The sequence below is a fragment of the Collinsella sp. AM44-11 genome (assembly GCF_003467145.1).
GTDB lineage: Bacteria > Actinomycetota > Coriobacteriia > Coriobacteriales > Coriobacteriaceae > Collinsella.
Window position 1 is genome coordinate 51,758 of the sequence record NZ_QSFE01000007.1, and the last position, 18,682, is coordinate 70,439.

Genomic DNA, 18,682 nt, shown 5'->3' on the forward strand with positions numbered 1-18,682 from the left:
AATTTCGGACAGTCCTGACTCACGACGGAGGCGCCACTGGCGCCTCCTGTTCGTGCGGAACTCATTGAGAGGCAAGGCCCTGCGCCCGGCCCCTCGGTTCCGTGACGACTCGGCCGTTCGGGTCAGGCAGGCTGAATTGAATAGAGTGAATGGGCGCGCCGTTGGCGCGCCCATTGTTTTGAAGGGAACTCATTTGGAGCAAACACCCCGGCGACTCGGGGCTTCCCCGGCCAGACGACTCGGCCGTTCGGGTCAGGCGGGCTGAATGGAATTTGGTGAATGAGGGCGCCGTTGGCGCCTTCATTCTTTATATATGTTGGGAGCGCCAGGCGGTGGGGGTGGTGCCGGTGTATTGCTTGAAGGCTTGGGCGAAGGCGGCCTGTTGTGGATAATCGAGCCGCTCTGCCACCTGCGCTATCGTCAGCGAGCTGTCGGCCAAAAGGTCCTGTGCCCGCTCCATGCGGCGCCTTCGTATGTAGGCGCCCAGAGACTCGCCGGTTTGGGCTTTAAAGGTGGCGCACAGCTTGGAGCGGCTTAAGAAAAGCCCCTCGGCCACCTCGTTGATGCTCGTATGTTTGCCCTTGTCGAGTGAGCGCTCTACCAGGCTCGTCGCTTCTGCGGCAATGGTCACGCTGGCGCGCGTGTCGGCCGCTCGCTGCGCTTGCCTGTGAGCCGCGTGTGAGCATGCGAGTTCGGCGACCATGGCCTCCACAATGCCTCGCATATAGACATGCCCGCCTACGGCGCGAGCGCGGTCCTCGTTGATTCGACGTAGTGTGTGGCAGATGACAGACGCTGCCTCCTCGTGCCATGACTCGGCAAACGCCTCAAAGACCCCCGCGAACTCGGTGGGATAGCGGTGCTCCAGTTCGTCAAAATATCCAGGCAAAAAGAGGACCGAGCGCGAGTGGTAGAGCTGCCCTGCAAACAGCGGGCTTAGCTCCTCACCGCAGCTATCTTGGACAAAGCTGCAGATCGCGCTGTTCGGCCACGGTCCATGCAGCGGCTTGAGGTTCGCAGGCGTTATGCCGGCTTCGGGCATGCACATGAGCGTGGGCGCGCTGACCTCGCTCACGCACGCGTACGGTTCGGGCGTGTATTCGGCTAGCTGCATGTTGTGCGTCGGGGTAATGAAATGCTCCATGACGATGCAGGTGGGGGAAAGGGGCATGATCCATGCGCGTCCGTGTGCCCGATCGTTTGCCACCTCGCCGGTAAAGACGGCGCCCTTGCCGGAAAGCTGCAGACCAAACTGCTCAAACTGCGGTGCGTAGAGCTCGGTTATATCGGTTGCTGCCCGCCGCATTTTCAAAAGCGTCCCCTTCCTTTGCGGAAACGTCCACGCCTGGCTCGATTGTGTGCCTTGGCTAACACGCCAATGATAAGTTTCTAACGGTTAACTCTCAAGCCGTTAGAAAGGAATCTCATGGCAAAGGGATCAAAAAAGGAAGGGGGCGGCATCGGCGAGCTGCTTGCATATGCCGGTGAACGTAAATTCCTAACGTATTTGGGCATGGCCCTCTCGGCGCTCTCGCAGCTGCTGGGCTTTGGCCCGTACGTGTGCATCTGGCTTGTTGCGCGGGACCTTATCGCCGTGGCGCCCAACTGGAGCGAAGCCTGCGACATCGCGATGTATGGTTGGTGGGCTGTGGGCTTTGCCCTGGCGAGCATCGTGGTCTATTTCGTGGGACTCATGTGCACGCACCTGTCCGCGTTTCGCTGCGCGTCCAATATCCGCAAGGCTACGAGCGAGCACCTGCTTAAGCTGCCGCTCGGCTACTTTGACACGCACGCCACCGGTGAGCTGCGCCGTATCGTAGACGGATGCGCCGCCTCCACCGAAACGCTGCTCGCGCACATGCTGCCCGATATCGCCGGCGCCACTGCCATGGTCGCGGGCCTGCTTGTGCTGCTATTTGCCCTCGATTGGCGTTTGGGCGCGGCATGCTTAATCTCGGTCGTCGTTTCGTTTTGCGCCATGGCCACCATGATGAGCGGCAAGGGCGCCGAGTTTATGAAGGCCTACATGGGCGCGCTGGTCAAGATGAACAAGACCGGCACCGAATACGTACGCGGCATCCCCGTGGTCAAGGTATTCCAGCAGACGGTCTACTCCTTTAAGGCGTTCCACGATGCGATCGCCGAATACGCCGATATGGCGCAAAACTATGCGGGTACGTTTTGCCGGGGTCCGCAGGTGCTCAACCTTACCGCGCTCAATGGCCTCGTGGCATTTCTTTTGCCCGTGGCGTTGCTGTTGGCGCCGGGCGAGACGGACTTCGCGCACTTTATGGTCAACTTCACGTTTTACGCGATCTTTTCGGCCGTGGTGCCGACGGCCATGACCAAGCTCATGTTTGTGGGCGAGGCCTCTCAGATGAGTGCCGATTCGCTGGCGCGCATCCGAAGCGTTATGGATTCCAAGCAGCTCTCCGTGCCCGCCCAACCCAAGCACCCTGTCGGCGGCGACGTGCGATTTGAGGACGTGAGCTTTACGTACGAGGGTGCCGAGGCACCTGCCGTCAACCATGTGAGCTTTAGCGTTCCCGCAGGTAGCACCCTCGCGCTGGTGGGTCCTTCGGGCGGCGGCAAGTCAACCTGCGCAAGCCTGATTCCTCGTTTTTGGGATGTTTCCTTGGGTCGTGTGCTCGTGGGCGGCGTAGACGTTCGCGATATGGATCCGCACGAGCTTATGGACCAGGTCGCCTTCGTGTTCCAGACCAACCAGCTGTTCCGGCAAACACTTGCCGATAACGTGCGCGCCTCCAAGCCTACGGCCACTGACGACGAAGTGCGTGCGGCCCTCTCCGCAGCTCAGTGCGACGACATTGTGGCCAAGCTTCCACAGGGCATCAATACCATGCTCGGTGCCGGCGGAGCATATCTTTCGGGCGGCGAGGTCCAGCGCGTGGCACTTGCCCGCGCGATCCTTAAAGACGCGCCTATCGTGGTGCTCGATGAGGCCACAGCGTTTGCCGACCCCGAGAACGAGGCGCTCATCCAGCGCGCCTTTAGCAAGCTGGCGGCGGGTCGCACGGTCATTATGATCGCGCACCGACTCTCGACTGTAGTGGGCGCAGACCAAATCGTGGTGCTCAACCAGGGCAGCGTGCAGGAGGCCGGCACCCATGCCGAGCTGCTGTCCCAAAAGGGTCTATACGCCAAGATGTGGGCCGAATACGAACAGGCCGCGAGCTGGAAAATCACTGCAACGACCGCGGATGCCGCCGTCACGAAGGGAGGCGAGGCATAAATGTTCGCCTCATTCCAAAAGAAGTATTTCCTATCCGATAAAGGCGTCGCCGGCGTAAAACGCGGCATTTTCTGGACCACGCTCACCAATCTCATCATCATGGCCGGCATGGGCTTTTTATTCCTGGTCATGTCCGGCTTTGTCGAGCATCTCGCCAGTGGGGCCGATCTGCCGAGTGCACTGCCCATCGTGGGCCGCCTCCTGGTCTTTTTCGTGTTGCTCTTTGCCTCTAACTGGCAGCAGTATTACTACACCTACTGCATCTTTTACGAGGAGTGCGGCAAGCAGCGTATGGAGATCGCCGAGCGCTTGCGAAAGCTGCCGCTGTCGTTTTTTGGCCGTCGTGATCTGGCCGATTTAACCGAGACCATCATGGGCGACGTTCAGACTATGGAGCACGCCTACAGTCACGTGCTGGGAGAGCTTTGGGGCGCCATCATCGCAAGCGCCATTGTGTTCGTGGCGTCGCTGTTCTTTTGCTGGCAGCTGGCGATCGCGGCGTTTTGGAGCGTGCCCGTGGCCTTTGCCGTGCTGTATCTGACGCGCGGCCCCATGACCCCGGTGTTCGACCATGTGCGTGCCGAGAAGGTCAAGGTTACCGAGGCGATCCAGGAGACGCTCGACTGCGTGCGCGAGATCCGCGCCACCAACCAGGAGGCTCATTATCTTGAGGGGCTCAACGCCGTGATCGATGCCGAGGAGCGCGAGGCCACCAAAGGCGAGCTCGCCAATGGGCTTTTGGTCAACTCCGCCTTTGCCATCCTGCGCCTGGGGATTGCCACCACGTTGGTCACGGGCGCTGCGATGGTCGCCTCCGGCCAGGTCGACTATTTGGTGATGTTTGCCTTCCTGCTTATGGTGAGCCGTATCTATGCACCCTTTGACCAGGCGCTGATGCTGATGTCCGAGCTGTTTGCCGCCGAGTCGTCGGCCAAGCGCATGCGTTCCATCATGGAAGAGCCCGTGGCGCGGGGCAGCGAGCAGTTTGAGCCCGTAGGCCACGATGTGGTGTTCGATCACGTGGCATTTGGCTATGGTGCGGGCGAGGACGGCCGCGCCGGCGAGAAAGTTCTTACCGATGTGAGCTTTACCGCCAAGGAAGGCGAGGTCACGGCACTGGTCGGTCCTTCGGGTTCCGGTAAGTCCACGGCGAGCCGCCTTGCCGCGCGCTTTTGGGATGCCACCGCGGGCAAGGTTACCGTGGGCGGTGTGGATGTTGCGAGCGTCGATCCCGAGGTGCTGCTGCGCGACTACGCCATTGTGTTCCAAGACGTGCTGCTCTTTGACGACACGGTGATGGGAAACATCCGTCTTGGTCGTCGCGATGCCACCGATGAGGAAGTGCTTGCCGCCGCGCGTGCCGCCAACTGCGACGAGTTCGTAAGCCGCATGCCGCAGGGCTACAACACCATGATCGGCGAGAACGGCTCCAAGCTCTCCGGTGGTGAGCGCCAGCGTATCTCCATCGCCCGTGCGCTGCTCAAAGACGCGCCGATCGTGTTGCTGGACGAGGCGACGGCGAGCTTGGATGTGGAGAACGAGACCGTGGTGCAGCAGGCGCTCTCCCGCTTGCTTGCAGGCAAGACGGTTATCGTGATTGCCCACCGTATGCGCACGGTGGAAAATGCCGACAAGATCGTTGTACTCAAGGACGGCGTGGTAGCCGAGCAGGGCGCTCCGGCGAAGCTCAAGGCGGCAGGTGGAGAATTCGCTCGCATGGTGGCGCTGCAAAAGGAAGCAGCTACCTGGCAGTTGTAAGAAGGGGCAAAGGGACAGTCCCTTTCTCACATTGACAATCGGTTACTCCGCATCGTTAATTTTCAAAAGGTTAGCCATGGCTGACCTAGATAGTTAGATAAAATTGAGATATTTCAAAAGCGTGCTCGAGCAAACTTGTTTACTCGGGTGCTGAAGCACCATGCCGCGTCCAATGCGGCAAAAGGGAGAAGCAACATGAAGAAGTCGACGTTCAATACCCTGCTTGTCGGTGGCGGTTTTCTGCTTGGCACGGCCGGCATCAAGCTGCTTACCAGCGCTCCGGTCAAGAATGCCTGCGTTCAGGGCATTGCGTGCGGCATGCGCATCAAGAACGGCTACCAGGACATGGTCGAGCAGGCCAAGGCTAATGTCGACGACATGGTTGCCGAGGCGGCCTACATCACCCAGAGCGAAGCCGCTGCTGACGAGGCAGCCGAGTAACGCTCCCAGGCACAAACTATGAGATTCTCGATTATTAGCGAGATCCCCGGCAGGACCCGCCTCCAGTTGGCGGGTCCTGTGCCAGAGAGCGATCTCGATGCACTTCTTAAGCTTGGCGGCGACATCGATGGCGTGCACAAGGTGCGCGTGTATGGCCGCATTGGCCAGATGGCGCTCGAATATGATGAGCCGTGTCGCGATGCCGTGCTGGCCGCCGTCGGTGCGCTCGACGCTCAGGCCATTGCCGACGCAAAGACGGGTTACGTGATGCAGCTTGAGCCGCGCAAGCACAAACTCGTTATGGACCTGGCGACACTCGTCGGTGCCCATTACGCGCGCCGCTGGTTCTTGCCGGCGCCTCTGCGCGCGGTGTTTGTCGTGGCCGGTTACATGGCATTTTTGCGCGCTGCCCTTCATGAGCTCGCGCAGCCGCGCCTGACCGTTCCCGTGCTCGACGCTTCGGCCATCGGCATTTCGTTCGTCAAACGTGATGTCGACACCGCGGGCCAGACGATGTTCCTGCTCAACGTGGGCGAGCTGCTCGAGGACTACACCCGCGCCATGAGCGAAAACGAGCTCATCAACTCGCTGCTCGATGTGCCCGACAAGGCGCAAAAAGTGGTCGGTGACACCGAGGTAAGCGTTGCCGCGACCGAGCTTGAGCCCGGCGATCTGGTCGCCGTGCGCACTGGCATGTCCATTTGCATCGACGGTGTTGTCGAGCAGGGGAGTGCCATGGTCAACCAGGCGACCCTGACCGGCGAGCCGCTGGCCGTCGAGCGCAGCGTGGGCGACGACGTGTTCGCCGGTACCGTCGTGGAAGACGGCAGCATCTTGGTGCGCGTGCGCGCCAATACGGCGCAAACCAAACTGCGCTCAATCGTCTCGCTCGTGCAGACGGCCGACTCGCTCAAGTCCGAGGGCCAGTCGCATATGGAGGACCTTGCCAACAAGATCGTCCCGTGGAACTTCCTGCTCGCGGGCCTGGTTGCGCTCACCACGCGCAGCCTTATCAAGACCTCGGCGGCACTGATGGTCGACTACTCGTGCGCACTCAAGCTCACGGGTTCCGTTGCCGTCATGACCGCTATGAGCGATGCTGCCAAGATGGGCGTCATGGTCAAGGGCGCGAAGTACTTTGAGTCGTTTGCCAAGGCCGACACCATTGTGTTTGATAAGACCGGCACGCTGACCGAGGCGCAGCCGCGCCTGGCTTGTGTGCTGACGACCGACGGCTGGAGCGAGGACGAGGTCCTGCGCCTTTCTGCCTGCCTGGAGGAGCATTTCCCGCATCCGGTGGCGCGTGCCGTGGTCAACGCCGCCCGCGAGCGCGGGCTCGAGCACCGCGAGCGCCATGCTGCGGTCGAGTACATCGTGGCACATGGTATTGCTTCGTCCATCGAAGGGCGTCGCGCGATTATCGGCTCGGCACACTTTGTGTTTGAGGACGAGAGCGCGCAGCTCGATTCCGACATTAAGGAGCGCATTGAGTCCCAGATGCAGGGCCTGTCGCCGCTGTATCTGGCGGTCGATGGGAAGGTCGTCGGCGTGCTCGGCATCGAGGATCCGCTCAAGGCCGGGGTCCGTGAGGCCATCGCCGACCTGCACGCGTTGGGCGTTAAGCATGTCGTTATGCTCACGGGCGACTCGGAGCGCACGGCCGAGCGCATTGCTCGCGAGGCAGGGGTCGACGAGTTTAAGGCCGAGCTGCTGCCCGAGGACAAGTACGCGTATGTGGAGCGCATTAAGGGCGAGGGGCGCCACGTTGCCATGGTGGGCGACGGTGTCAACGATTCGCCGGCGCTCGGTTTGGCCGACGTGGGCTTGGCGATGGGTGGCGGAAGCGACATCGCCAAGGAGGTTGCCGACATCATCCTGACCGATACGGATCTTGCCGCGATCGTGCGCCTGCGCCGTATGAGTCAGGGGCTTATCGATCGTCTGACGAGTTCGTATTCCAAGGTGATGCTCACCAACTCGGCGCTCCTGGCGCTGGGCATTACCGGCATGATCACTCCGCAGACGTCGTCACTGCTGCACAACGGCTCAACGATCGCCTACAGCCTGGGCAACGCAAAGGCGTACCTGCGTTAGCAGACGTGTTCACCCACGTTATCTGGCCTGCGCCCAGACGGCATCGGTGTCGTCCGGGCGCAGGCCTTTTGCGTTTGACCATGTGCTAGCCTCTCTATATAGTGTTGCTAGCGACGCTAGCAATTGAAGGGAGCGGGATCGACGTGGGTACTGTTAGCGGCATGGCGCAGGTGAACGTTCGCGTGGATCGCCAGGTCAAGAACCGTGCCGAGGAGGCGCTGCGGCTTTCGGGCGGGTCACTGCCCGAACTCATCAAAAAGGTGGTGGCCAAGGTCGCGCAGGGTGGCGGGCAGTGCGAGGAAGTGCTTGCGGCCGTTGATGGCCGGCAACAGACCATCGCGCACGATACTCCGTTCGCCGTATCATGGGCAGCGGCCGACCGGCTTTATGCAGATTTGGGCATCGCTGCGTCGCCCGTATCAGACGATCGCGATTGGGACGCAATCTATTCCGACGCCATGGATGAGCATTATCGCCAAAAGGGGATGATCCAGTGAGCGGGGCTCCCCTCAAAATAATGGTGGACGCCAACGTATGGGTTGATTCATTTTGCGTCGACCATGCCGAGTCGCTTGCCGCGCGTGCGTTTATTGGACAGGCGACGGAGACGGGGGCATTGCTGTTCTTTCCGGTGCATATCGCCAAGGACGTGCTGTACGTTGTCCAACACGAGCTGAAGCGTAGCGTTCTTGCCAGCGGGGGAGCGCTCGACGAGGCTTCTGCCAGCGCGATTGGCGATGCGGCGCTGGCGTTTGTTCGGAACATGATCGAAAACGCCACGGCTGTGGGTGCAGATGCGTCGGACCTTTGGTTGGCCGACAAATACTTAGCGCTCCATCGCGATTACGGGGACAACTTGGTGCTCGCCGCGTGCAGGCGCGCGCAGGTCGATTACTTGGTGACCAACGATCGCAAGCTGCTCGAACATGCCGATCTTGCAGCAAAGACCCCGCGCCAAATGATGCCGATTCTTGCTTTGGCCGAACGCGGCGGCGCGGCTATCGGTTGACGCGAACTGTTTGCGGGCCTCTTGGACGACGATGCGCCAAGGGGCCCGCGCCTGCTATTTACAAAAGCTCGGCCTTGATGGCGGGACTTTCTGCGAGCTGCTCGGCTGCCTTTTCGTCGGAGCTGTCGAGTGCTGCCAGGCTGCGGTAGACCCACTCGTTGACCTGGGTGTTCTTAACGCCTGCGGTCTGCATAAGGGCGCCTACCTCGCGGATTGCTGCGAGCAGATCGGCTTTGGGACCCGCGAGCTCGACCTCGATGCCGTGGTAGGCGGCCACGCCGCGGTTCTCACTCGCGTGGTCGATAAAGCCCTCGACGGTCTCAAGCTGCTGGGCGAGAGCTGCATCATCGTCAACGTCCAGCGCGACGAGTGCGTTCGATACCGTGAGGGCGGGATGTCCGCAGGGGACAAAGCCCTCGATGACATCCATAGCTTCGGTAATGGTTGAGCCCAGGCCTGCGAGGGCATTGACGAGCTGCTGCTTGGTATCCATAACGGTCCTTTCGACGGGTCAATTTTGCTTGGCGAAAATATACGTGACGCGTTCGGTGGCAAAAGTGCGAAGTATGGTGCACATTAGGGTCTTCACAGCTCGTGCATAGAGCAGCTGTCTGCCTTTAGAACGTGGTAAGATAGCTATCCACGAGCGGGGCTCACCTCGCGTGTTCTTTGAAAAGTCGACGGTTATCGGGTGTTTGCAGGCCCGATACCATCCAGACTTTCCCAACATTCGGGGGCGACTGGTTTCGACACGATAGCTCTGAGAGAGGAAGCAAGCCGAGGTCTCCTCGCCTCGTTAAACAGGGGTACCGTCAAATTGAATTGACAACAACTCTTCTTTTGAGCCTATGGCTCTCGCTGCTTAGTTTATAGCGGCGCGTCAACCCGGTGATTTCCCCGACACCGGCGCGACGTCATCTTAGGGGAATGCTCCTGCGCACGTAATCGGTATGGCGTGGGCTAAGATCGAACCGGTTGGGATGCCGCGAGCGTGTCGCTGCGCGCAAAGCGTCCGAGACTAAACCAGCGACTGAGCTTGGAGATGCCAATCAGGGGGCTTTCGTGGACCGGAGTTCGATTCTCCGCGCCTCCACCAATAGTTACAGGCAGGTAGAGAAGTGTCTCTACCTGCTTTTTTATTACTTACAGATATCGCGGAGAATCGAACTCTATGCAGGGCGCGAGCGTTAAGCAAACGCGAAGCGTTTGTAGCGAGCGGGCAAGGACGCCGGCAGGCGGCCGAAGCCGGTGCGGGTTCGCGAAGCGAACACGCGGATTCTCCGCGCAAAGCCCCAGCCCAAAACAGATGTGCTGCCGATGGTATTTCAGCTAGCCATGCCCAGCACCAACGGATTCCCCCACCCGCGGAGAATCGAACTCTATGCAGGGCGCGGGCGTAAAGAAAACGCCTCAGTGACGCAGAGTGGGACGCGCTTTCCCAATGGCAGCCCAGGCGGAAAGCCCATCCCGGAATCCGCGCTCAGACTGGGACGTAGTTTCCGGATGACACATCAAGCGGAAAGCGCATCCCGGAATCCGCGCTCAGAACGGGACGCGCTTTCCCAACGGCGGTCCAAGCGGAAAGCGCATCCCGTAATCCCGCCTCAAACTGGGACGCACTTTCCGCTGCACCTGCCGCCTCGAAAAACCTGCGCGCCCTCCATCCCAAAACTGGGTAGAAGAAAGCCAAAACGCAATCGCAGGAGGTCAATATGACTGCAGAAGATAAGGCAAAGAACGCCGGCAAGGTCGCGCTCGTCTTGGAGGGTGGCAGTTTTCGTGGGCAGTTTACCGCCGGCGTGCTCGACGTTCTCATGGAGGCCGGTGTCGAAATTCCGGCGGTGTACGGCGTTTCGGCCGGTGCGCTCAACGGCGTCAACTACAAGTCGCACCAGATCGGTCGCGTCAATCGCATCAACCTGACCTTCTGCAATGACAACCGCTACATGGGTGCCGCATCCTTCGCATCCACGGGCTCCATCGTGGGTTACGACTTTATCTTCAACGATATCCAGGACCGCCTGGATCCCTTTGATAACGAGACGTTCGACGCCAGCCCTATCGAGATGTACGCCGTCGCGACGGACATGCTGTTTGGAACCGCTGCCTACCTGCCGGTCAAAAGCGCCGTGCTCGACCTCGATGCCGTGCGTGCCTCGACGTCGCTGCCGCTGGTGACGCCGCCGGTCGAGATCGACGGGCACAAATACGTCGACGGCGGCGTAGCCGATTCGGTCCCCATCGAGCACGTGCTGGAGGAGGCGGGCTTCGATCGCGCGGTTGTCATTGTCACGCAGGACCGCTCGTACGAGAAAAAGCCCTACGAGTTTATGCCTGCCGCGCGCGCCCGCTATGTCGACTACCCCTATCTGCTCGAGGCTATCGAGACGCGCCACGACCGCTATGACCTCCAGCGCATGCACCTGTGGAAGTATGAGCGCGAGGGCCGCGCGCTGGTCATTGCTCCGCAAAAGCCGGTCGAGGTCGGCCATGTCGAGCACGATCCGGCAAAGCTTTTGGACCTGTATATCCAGGGCCGTCAGGAGGCAAAGCGCTTGCTGGGAGATATCGAGGCGTTTGTCGAGCGTTAACGCTGCGACATCACGGCTCGTGGATGACATGTGCAGAAACTCTGGTCGGAGCCAAAATACCTGTTGACTCGTACGGCGAGCGGGGTAATATGGACGGGTTACTTGCAGAGCCCCGTGAATCTCTGTAACAACACGTACTGTACATGGAGGAGTCTAAGTGATTTCGAAATCGACTCACTACGCCAAGCAGGGCGAGGTCCAGCGCAACTGGGTTCTCGTCGACGCCGATGGTGCTGTCCTGGGCCGTCTTGCCACCCAGATCGCAATGATCCTGCGCGGTAAGAACAAGCCCCAGTTCACGCCCAACAGCGACTGCGGCGACTTCGTTGTCGTCATCAACGCCGATAAGGTCCAGCTTACCGGTAACAAGGCCGACACGAAGACCTATTATCGCCACAGCGGCTACAACGGCGGCCTCAAGGCCGAGAGCTTCCGCCAGGCTATGGAGAAGCACCCGGAGAAGGTCATCGAGCGCGCCGTTCGCGGTATGCTGCCCAAGACCACCCTCGGCCGTGCCCAGATGACCAAGCTTAAGGTCTACGCTGGTGCCGAGCATCCGCATGCTGCCCAGAACCCCACGAAGATTGAGCTGGAGGCTTAAAGATGGCTGAGAACACCGTTGTCTACCAGGGTACCGGCCGTCGTAAGAACGCCGTCGCCCGCGTCCGTCTCGTCCCCGGCACCGGCAAGGTGACCATCAACAAGCATGACGCCGAGCAGTATTTCGGCCGTCATCAGCTCGTTGAGAACGCCCTTGCTCCCTTCAAGGTGACCGACACCGCCGGTCAGTTCGACGTTATCGCTCTGTGCGATGGCGGCGGCATCTCCGGTCAGTCCGGCGCTCTGCGTCTGGGCATCGCTCGCGCTCTTCTGAACGCTGGCGACTACCGTGCTGACCTCAAGAAGGCCGGTTTCCTTACGCGCGATGCTCGCGTGGTCGAGCGCAAGAAGTACGGCCTCAAGAAGGCCCGCCGCGCTCCCCAGTTCTCCAAGCGCTAAGGTTTTATCTCCTTTCGAGATACAATGTACAAGCGGGGCCTGCCGATTCCTCGGCGGGTCCCGCTTTTCTTTTTCGACTAGGGTGGGCGGTTGTATATCGCCTGCTAGGGAAGGAGCGATCCTATGCCCCAGAACATCTTCGGTACCGACGGCGTCCGTGGCGTCGCCAATGCCGACCTCTCGTGCGACCTCGCGTTTCGCCTGGGCCGCGCGGCGACCAAGTTCCTTGGCCCGGACATCTGCATCGGCCGCGACACGCGTCTTTCGGGCACCATGCTCGAGAGCGCTCTGACCGCCGGCATTATGGCCGAGGGCGGCCGTCCGCACTGCTGCGGCGTTATCCCTACGCCGGCCGTGGCGCTGCTCACCGTCCAAAATGAGCTCGACGGTGGCATCGTCATCTCCGCTTCGCACAATCCGCCGGAGTTCAACGGCATCAAGTTCTTTAGCCGCAAGGGCATGAAGCTTCCCGATGCTGTCGAGGAAGAGATCAGCGCCTGGGTCATGTCCGAGGAGGCCATGGCTGCCGACACGCTGCCGACCGGCGCCGGTGTGGGTCACATCATCAAGATGAAAGACGCCCGCAAGGCCTATGTCGATCATGCCATCAGCACGCTCGACGGCCTTAAGCTCGATGGCCTGGTTGTTGCCGTCGACTGCGGCCACGGTGCTTCCTGCCAGACCACGCCCGCTGCGCTGCAGCGCCTGGGCGCCACGGTCCATGCCATCAACACCGATTACTGCGGCACCGACATTAACGTTGAGTGCGGCTCCACTCACCTTGAGCCCCTGCGCGAGCTCGTGCTGCGCACCCACGCCGATATCGGCTTGGCCCACGACGGCGACGCCGATCGCGTGCTGTTCGTGGACAGCGAGGGCAATGAGATCGACGGTGACTACATCCTGGCTATCTGCGGTTCCGACCTGGCCGCTCGCGGCAAGCTCGCCAACTCCGAGATCGTCTCGACCGTCATGTGCAACCTGGGCTTCTCCATCGCTATGAAGGAGCAGGGCTTCGAAATGGTTCAGACCGCCGTGGGCGATCGCTACGTTCTGGAGCGTATGCTCGCGGATGGCGCCGTCATCGGCGGCGAACAGTCCGGCCACATCATCTTCCTGGAGCACAACACCACCGGTGACGGCCTGGTGACGGCTCTTCAGCTGCTGGCCGTGCTCAAGCGCACCGGTCGTACCCTCACCGATCTTGCCGGCATCATGAAGAAGTACCCGCAGGTACTCGTCAACGTGCATTCCGACAACAAGGCTGGTCTGGACGATTGCCAGCCCATCTGGGATGCTGTCGCTGCTGCCGAGAAGGAACTTGACGGCCGCGGTCGCATTCTGGTGCGTCCGAGCGGTACCGAGCCGCTGGTCCGCGTTATGGCCGAGGCCGAGACGCACGAGCTGACCCAGCGCGTTGTCGACGACATCGTCGAGGTTGTCAAGCGCGAACTTCCCTAATGGTCAAAAACGAGTGCCAAGTGGTAAACTGTTAAGGCTATTTTGGTCGATTGGTATGTCCGAGGGGGAGCATGTTCACTAAAGTCCTAAGGTCTTTTGGTATGCGTGGTCGAGTCCTTACGCTGGATGCTCCCATCTCGGGCGACGTCATTCCGCTTTCCGAGGTAAACGACCAGACATTTGCCACCGGCCTTTTGGGCCAGGGCGTGGCGATTCAGCCTACCGGCACGCGTGTGATTGCACCGGCTGATGCCAAGGTCGAGGCCATTTTTCCCACGGGACACGCTGTTGCGCTTAACACGGTCGATGGCTTGGACGTGCTCATCCACGTTGGTTTGGACACTGTTCAGCTTGAGGGCAAGCACTTTACCGTACATGCGCAAGTGGGCGACATCGTCCATAAGGGCGATGTGCTCATTGAGTTCGATCGCGAGGCAATTGCTGCCGAGGGCTACGATGTGACGGTTCCCATCTTGGTGTGCAACTCTGTTGAGTTCTCGAGCATCAAGGGCTCCGTTGGCGTGCATGTCGAAGAGATGGACCAGCTCATCGTTGCTCGCGAGCGCTAGCAAGTGCACGTGGCCATTAGCCTACAATTCAAACACGTTTACGGAGGGCGCCCTTGAAAGAGGACGCCCTCCGTGGCAAGATGGGATTTGTCCGAAGCTAAAAGGCTTCGGGTCACCGTGGACGGGCAGGGGCCTCGACGCGGCTAGACACGAGACACATACATTACGCGACCTCGCCCTGGTGGCCGCACACGTTGGTTGCGGCCGACGCGGGCCGCGGGCAAGTGCTTGTAAGGGGAGCCTTGCCTCTCTTGTACGAGAAAGGACGCGTAATGAAGATCATTAAAGCTAAAGACTACGAGGATATGAGCCGCAAGGCCGCCAATATCATCTCGGCGCAGGTTATCCTCAAGCCCGACTGCGTGCTGGGCCTTGCCACCGGCTCCACCCCGATCGGTGCCTACAAGCAGCTCGCTGCTTGGTACGAGAAGGGCGACGTCGACTTTGCCGAGGTCAGCACATACAACCTGGACGAGTATCGCGGCCTTTCGCACGACGATCCCCAGAGCTATCACTACTTTATGCGTGAGAACTTCTTCGATCACATCAACATCGACCTGAACAACACGCATGTGCCCGACGGTTCCAACCCCGACGCCGCCGCCGCCTGCTCTGAGTACGACAAGATCGTCGCCGCCGCCGGTTACCCGGATCTGCAGCTGCTCGGCATTGGCAACAACGGCCACATCGGCTTCAACGAGCCTGATGACCACTTCTCCAAGGGTACGCACTGCGTCGACCTCACCGAGAGCACCATTCAGGCCAACAGCCGCCTGTTCGACAGCATCGACGACGTTCCCCGTCAGGCCTACACCATGGGCACCCAGACCATCATGTATGCCCGCATGATCCTAGTCGTCGCCAACGGCGAGGCCAAGGCTCAGGCCGTGCATGACATGTGCTATGGTCCGGTTACGCCCGCGTGCCCGGCTTCGATCCTGCAGCTGCACACCAACTGCGTTGTCGTTGCCGACGAGGCCGCCCTTTCGCTCTGCGAGTAGCGCGAATCCTGCACCTCGACATAGCCTTGCCTAAGGCCTCCGCTTTGCGGGGGCCTTTTTGTTATCCCTCTCCGCCCGCTTGACCAAAATCTTGCCGCAAGCTTGACGAATGCCGGATGCCTAACAGCTTGATTCATTCCATACCAGATTCTATGCAAAAATGCCACTAAAAGGTCGTAGACGGTAGCGGGTGCTAGGCGAGTTGAATGACATGGCTGAACCTTGTTCATTTGCGTTACACTGCCGCTTGGATGGGACAAGCTGACAAGCTCATTTACCTGCTTAAAGACCGATTAGTCGGGGGATTAATAACAATCGGCCCTCGCTGTACAAAAACTTGCCGCTTGCGTACCAAAAGACAACCTCAAACACAAGGTCGCTCTATTCATAGCGCGGCTTGTATGGTCTTGCGGTTACAGTGTCCATACGGTCGAGTTGAGGAGCGGGCATGGTAAACGATTTGAGCAGTATAGACGACCTCGAGCTGATGCCGCTGGGCGGAGGCTATATGGTGCGACGCGAACGCTTGATGAATGAGCTTCTCGCCAAGGGCCGAAAGGCCGGCATCGTGGTTCTCTATGCGCCCGACGGGTTTGGGAAGACCTCGGTGCTGCTGCAGTACACCCATGAGGTTAAATGCGACCCGACGCGAGGCCCTGTGCGGATTATCGAGGCCGATCGCGCCACTGGGCGCGAGGTGTTTATGCAGCTCGAGGTGGTTACCGAAGAACTCAAAGACAAACCGCACTCCCTTATCGCGATTGATAATGTGCCAAACCTCGATCAGCACGATACCGAAGACCTCATCGACAGGATTCGCGGCCTGCGCGCTATGGGGGTAGGGGTCTTTATCTCCTGCCGTCCTTCAAATCGTCAACTGATTCATGGGCTGGGCGATTCGGTTAAGATCAATGCGCAGATGCTCAAGGTGCATGCCTATGAGTATTCGGCGTGGGCATCGGCGTTTTCGATCAGCACATCGCTCGACTTTTATCAGCTCACGCAGGGCGTGCCCGAGCTCGTTTCGGCATTGCAGACGGGTCTGTATGGCCAAGGCGACGTAGCCGGTCTGCTCGAAAACGAGATTGTCAACGTATATGGCGCGGCACTTGTCGATCTGGCTTCGCTCGACAATAATGCGCTGTTTTGCGTGGCATGTCTCATGATTTTGATGGGCGAGGGCAATATCGCAGAACTCGAGGCTTGCGGGGTGAGGCTGTCGATGGTCGACCAGTCCTACTTTGTACGCGACTACCCGATCTTTGGCTTGGACCCCGCCGAGCGGAGTTTTACGTGTCTGGGCACGGAGGATAACGGACGCTTGCGCTTGCGTAAGTTGGTGGCCGAGGTTCGCCCCGAACTTGTTCCGAGGGCGGCCCGGATTTTGCTTAAGGCGGGTAGATGCGATGCGGCGATGGGCCTGGCGGACGCCTTTTTGGACCGTGATGCGGTCCTTGAACTTGCTGGGCAGTATGGGGTCGATCTGGCTCTGACGGGGCACGGGGCCGATATCTGCCGAGCAGCGCTGGGCACGATCGATGCCGAGGATCCGGCTCCAGAGCCAACGCCTGCCGAGGCGCTTGGCGTATATCTGGCAGCGGTCAGCGTGTCCAATACAAAGCTCGCTCGCTATATGGCATCGGTCATCGAGCGCGGGGGCGAACGGGCGGCCTGCGAAATAGACCCTGTTTCATGGAGGGTGGCCCAGACACTGACGGCTGTTTGCTATGGGGACAACGGGCTTGGGCTTCCTACGAACCTGGCCGTGCCAGAAATCGAGACATCCCATACCGCACTCGATATGTTGTCCGCACATATCGAGGTCAAGCGCTGCCTGACCGAGCGGGGAGATGACGGCGGCGTTCTACAGCAGCTCAAAACGAGCAAGGCCTACGACTGCGAGCTCGACATCGCGGGGATTGTTATACGGGCCGACAGCATGCTGGTGGAGCTTTTTGACGGGTCGTTTGCGGGAACCGACGAGCGCGACGACGAGATGACGGTGGTGCGGGAGGCGCTCGACGTACGTGGGCTCAAGGCGATGGCTATCTGGGTGCGCATGGTGTTGGCGGCACGGCGGCTCCTTTCCGGCTTACCGGTAACCGACGACGCGGCATTCAACGAGCTCGATCGTTTTGCCGTGCGCATGCGCGACAACCAGATTCAGCTGTTTGGCCTGTTGCTAGAAGGCTGGCAGTCGCTGGCAGAGGGACGGCCGGTTAATGCAAAGTTCCGTGCGGTCCAAGTGCTCAAACTTGCCGAGGAGTCGATTGCGCACATGCGCGATAACGCATTGCTGCTGGAGCGCGCGGCGTATCTGCGTAACACCTCGATGGTTTCGGTGCGTGAGGAAGCGGAGTTGCTCGATATAAGCCAGACGCAGGTTGGTGGAGCGGAGGCCTGGATGGTGGCGCTGCATTTGGCCTGTGCGGGCCGAGACAGCGATCTTGCGGCCTGGATGTCCATGAATCGTGCGGGGATTCTGGAGCCATCGTATCGGCTCTTTGCGCGCCTTGCCATGCATTGTCTGGGCGAGCCGGCGACCAGGATTCGCAAGAAGCTTCCCGTGCGCGAGCTGTCGCGGTACTCGCTGCGCGACGATTTGGAAGGGGAGGGCGAGCGCCTGTTCCAGGCCGGCGAGGTTGAAGCCGTTGATACCATTGACCATATCGAGATTCGCATGTTTGGTGCGTTTCGCGCCGAGCGCGACGGGTTTCCCATCACGGACAAAATGTGGCGCCGCAAGAAGGCGGCGACACTTGCCGAGCGGCTTGCGCTGGGCATGGATGCGCTCGTCGATCGTGAGACGCTGGCCATGGAGTTGTGGCCCCATGCCGAGTTCAATAGCGCCCGCAACAACCTGTACTCGACGATATCGCGCTTGCGGTCGGCTTTGGGACCGACGCCGGATGGCAAGTCGTGTGTGCTCATCCAAAATGAATGCATCGGACTCAACGGCGACTACGTCAAGACCGATGTACGGTTGTTTGACCAGATAAGCCGCGAGGTTTTGGGAAATCGCACGGGTGCGCGCGGGCCCCATTTAGTTGAGCTGTGCCTTAAGATTGAGCAGCTTTATGCCGGGCCGCTGTATGTTCCCAATGGCTGTAACCCCACCTACTTTTTGCGTATGCGACGCATTATGCAGTCAAAGTTCATCGATTGCATGATTAAGGGAGCAAATGCCGCTCTAGAAGAAAACGATCTGCAGTCGGCGATTTGGCTGGCGGAGTCGGGGCTTCGGCAGGAAACAGCGCGTGAGGATATGGTGCGCTGCGCCATGCGCGTCTACAGTGCGGCGGGGCGGCGGCGCGATATCGTCGAGCTGTACAGCGGGCATATGCACCATCTAAGGGAGCAGGTCAATGGCGTGCCCGAGCCCGAGACGCGGCGTCTATACGAGCGCTTGGTGGAGGGGCGGCTCAATCGCGTGCTGGTCGAGCGATAAAAAACGGGCGCCCGAAGTACTTGGGCACCCGTAAGCTTGCTATGTGTTGGCTCGCCGG

15 protein-coding genes and 1 other RNA gene are annotated in these 18,682 nt (G+C 60.1%); 14 read left to right on the top strand and 2 right to left on the bottom strand.

Annotated features, from left to right (window positions below; genetic code table 11):
- Positions 1-307: 307 nt before the first annotated feature.
- The gene (locus tag DW943_RS05920; RefSeq protein ID WP_117862477.1) at positions 308-1,306 is read right to left on the bottom strand and encodes an AraC family transcriptional regulator; all 999 of its coding nucleotides are present in this window, start codon (positions 1,304-1,306) and stop codon (positions 308-310) included.
- Positions 1,307-1,426: 120 nt separating this feature from the next.
- Here DW943_RS05920 and DW943_RS05925 point away from each other — a divergent pair, with 120 nt between their 5' ends.
- The 6 genes from DW943_RS05925 (at position 1,427) to DW943_RS05950 (ending at position 8,555) form a co-directional block, all read left to right on the top strand.
- Positions 1,427-3,253, top strand: a complete 1,827-nt coding sequence (locus DW943_RS05925; RefSeq protein WP_199572794.1) for an ABC transporter ATP-binding protein — start codon at positions 1,427-1,429, stop codon at positions 3,251-3,253.
- On the top strand, positions 3,254-5,011 hold the full coding sequence (locus DW943_RS05930; protein WP_117862478.1) for an ABC transporter ATP-binding protein: 1,758 nt from the start codon (positions 3,254-3,256) through the stop codon (positions 5,009-5,011).
- A gap of 195 nt (positions 5,012-5,206) precedes the next feature.
- Complete coding sequence (locus DW943_RS05935; protein WP_055250999.1) at positions 5,207-5,452, top strand: DUF6110 family protein; 246 nt, start codon at positions 5,207-5,209, stop codon at positions 5,450-5,452.
- Between the two features lie 78 nt (positions 5,453-5,530).
- Complete coding sequence (locus DW943_RS05940; RefSeq protein WP_233543607.1) at positions 5,531-7,546, top strand: heavy metal translocating P-type ATPase; 2,016 nt, start codon at positions 5,531-5,533, stop codon at positions 7,544-7,546.
- 143 nt (positions 7,547-7,689) lie between these two features.
- Positions 7,690-8,043 (top strand): hypothetical protein, encoded by a 354-nt coding sequence (locus DW943_RS05945; protein ID WP_147348631.1) that lies wholly within the window; start codon positions 7,690-7,692, stop codon positions 8,041-8,043.
- The gene (locus DW943_RS05950) at positions 8,040-8,555 is read left to right on the top strand and encodes a PIN domain-containing protein (RefSeq protein ID WP_147348632.1); all 516 of its coding nucleotides are present in this window, start codon (positions 8,040-8,042) and stop codon (positions 8,553-8,555) included. Before DW943_RS05945 ends, DW943_RS05950 begins: the two co-directional genes overlap by 4 nt.
- Before the next feature lie 58 nt (positions 8,556-8,613).
- Here DW943_RS05950 and DW943_RS05955 read toward each other — a convergent pair whose 3' ends face one another.
- Positions 8,614-9,048 (bottom strand): hypothetical protein, encoded by a 435-nt coding sequence (locus tag DW943_RS05955; protein ID WP_117862482.1) that lies wholly within the window; start codon positions 9,046-9,048, stop codon positions 8,614-8,616.
- A 239-nt stretch (positions 9,049-9,287) separates the two neighbouring features.
- On the opposite strand from DW943_RS05955, the gene ssrA reads away from it, so the two are divergent.
- The 8 genes from ssrA to DW943_RS05995 all read left to right on the top strand — a co-directional run bounded on the left by ssrA (position 9,288) and on the right by DW943_RS05995 (position 18,624).
- Positions 9,288-9,651, top strand: a transfer-messenger RNA (tmRNA) gene (gene ssrA, locus DW943_RS05960).
- Positions 9,652-10,267: 616 nt separating this feature from the next.
- Complete coding sequence (locus DW943_RS05965; protein ID WP_117862483.1) at positions 10,268-11,146, top strand: patatin family protein; 879 nt, start codon at positions 10,268-10,270, stop codon at positions 11,144-11,146.
- A gap of 157 nt (positions 11,147-11,303) precedes the next feature.
- The gene (gene rplM / locus DW943_RS05970) at positions 11,304-11,747 is read left to right on the top strand and encodes a 50S ribosomal protein L13 (protein ID WP_022094635.1); all 444 of its coding nucleotides are present in this window, start codon (positions 11,304-11,306) and stop codon (positions 11,745-11,747) included.
- Positions 11,748-11,749: 2 nt separating this feature from the next.
- Complete coding sequence (gene rpsI / locus DW943_RS05975) at positions 11,750-12,145, top strand: 30S ribosomal protein S9 (protein ID WP_117862484.1); 396 nt, start codon at positions 11,750-11,752, stop codon at positions 12,143-12,145.
- Positions 12,146-12,268: 123 nt separating this feature from the next.
- On the top strand, positions 12,269-13,606 hold the full coding sequence (glmM, locus tag DW943_RS05980) for a phosphoglucosamine mutase (RefSeq protein WP_117862485.1): 1,338 nt from the start codon (positions 12,269-12,271) through the stop codon (positions 13,604-13,606).
- Positions 13,607-13,707: 101 nt separating this feature from the next.
- Entirely contained in the window at positions 13,708-14,175 is a 468-nt protein-coding gene (locus DW943_RS05985; RefSeq protein ID WP_306421699.1) for a PTS glucose transporter subunit IIA, read from the top strand.
- 272 nt (positions 14,176-14,447) lie between these two features.
- Positions 14,448-15,176: a glucosamine-6-phosphate deaminase gene (gene nagB / locus DW943_RS05990; protein WP_055251013.1), complete on the top strand. Its 729-nt coding sequence runs from the start codon at positions 14,448-14,450 to the stop codon at positions 15,174-15,176.
- Positions 15,177-15,624: 448 nt separating this feature from the next.
- Entirely contained in the window at positions 15,625-18,624 is a 3,000-nt protein-coding gene (locus DW943_RS05995; protein ID WP_117862486.1) for a BTAD domain-containing putative transcriptional regulator, read from the top strand.
- The last annotated feature ends 58 nt before the right edge of the window (positions 18,625-18,682 follow it).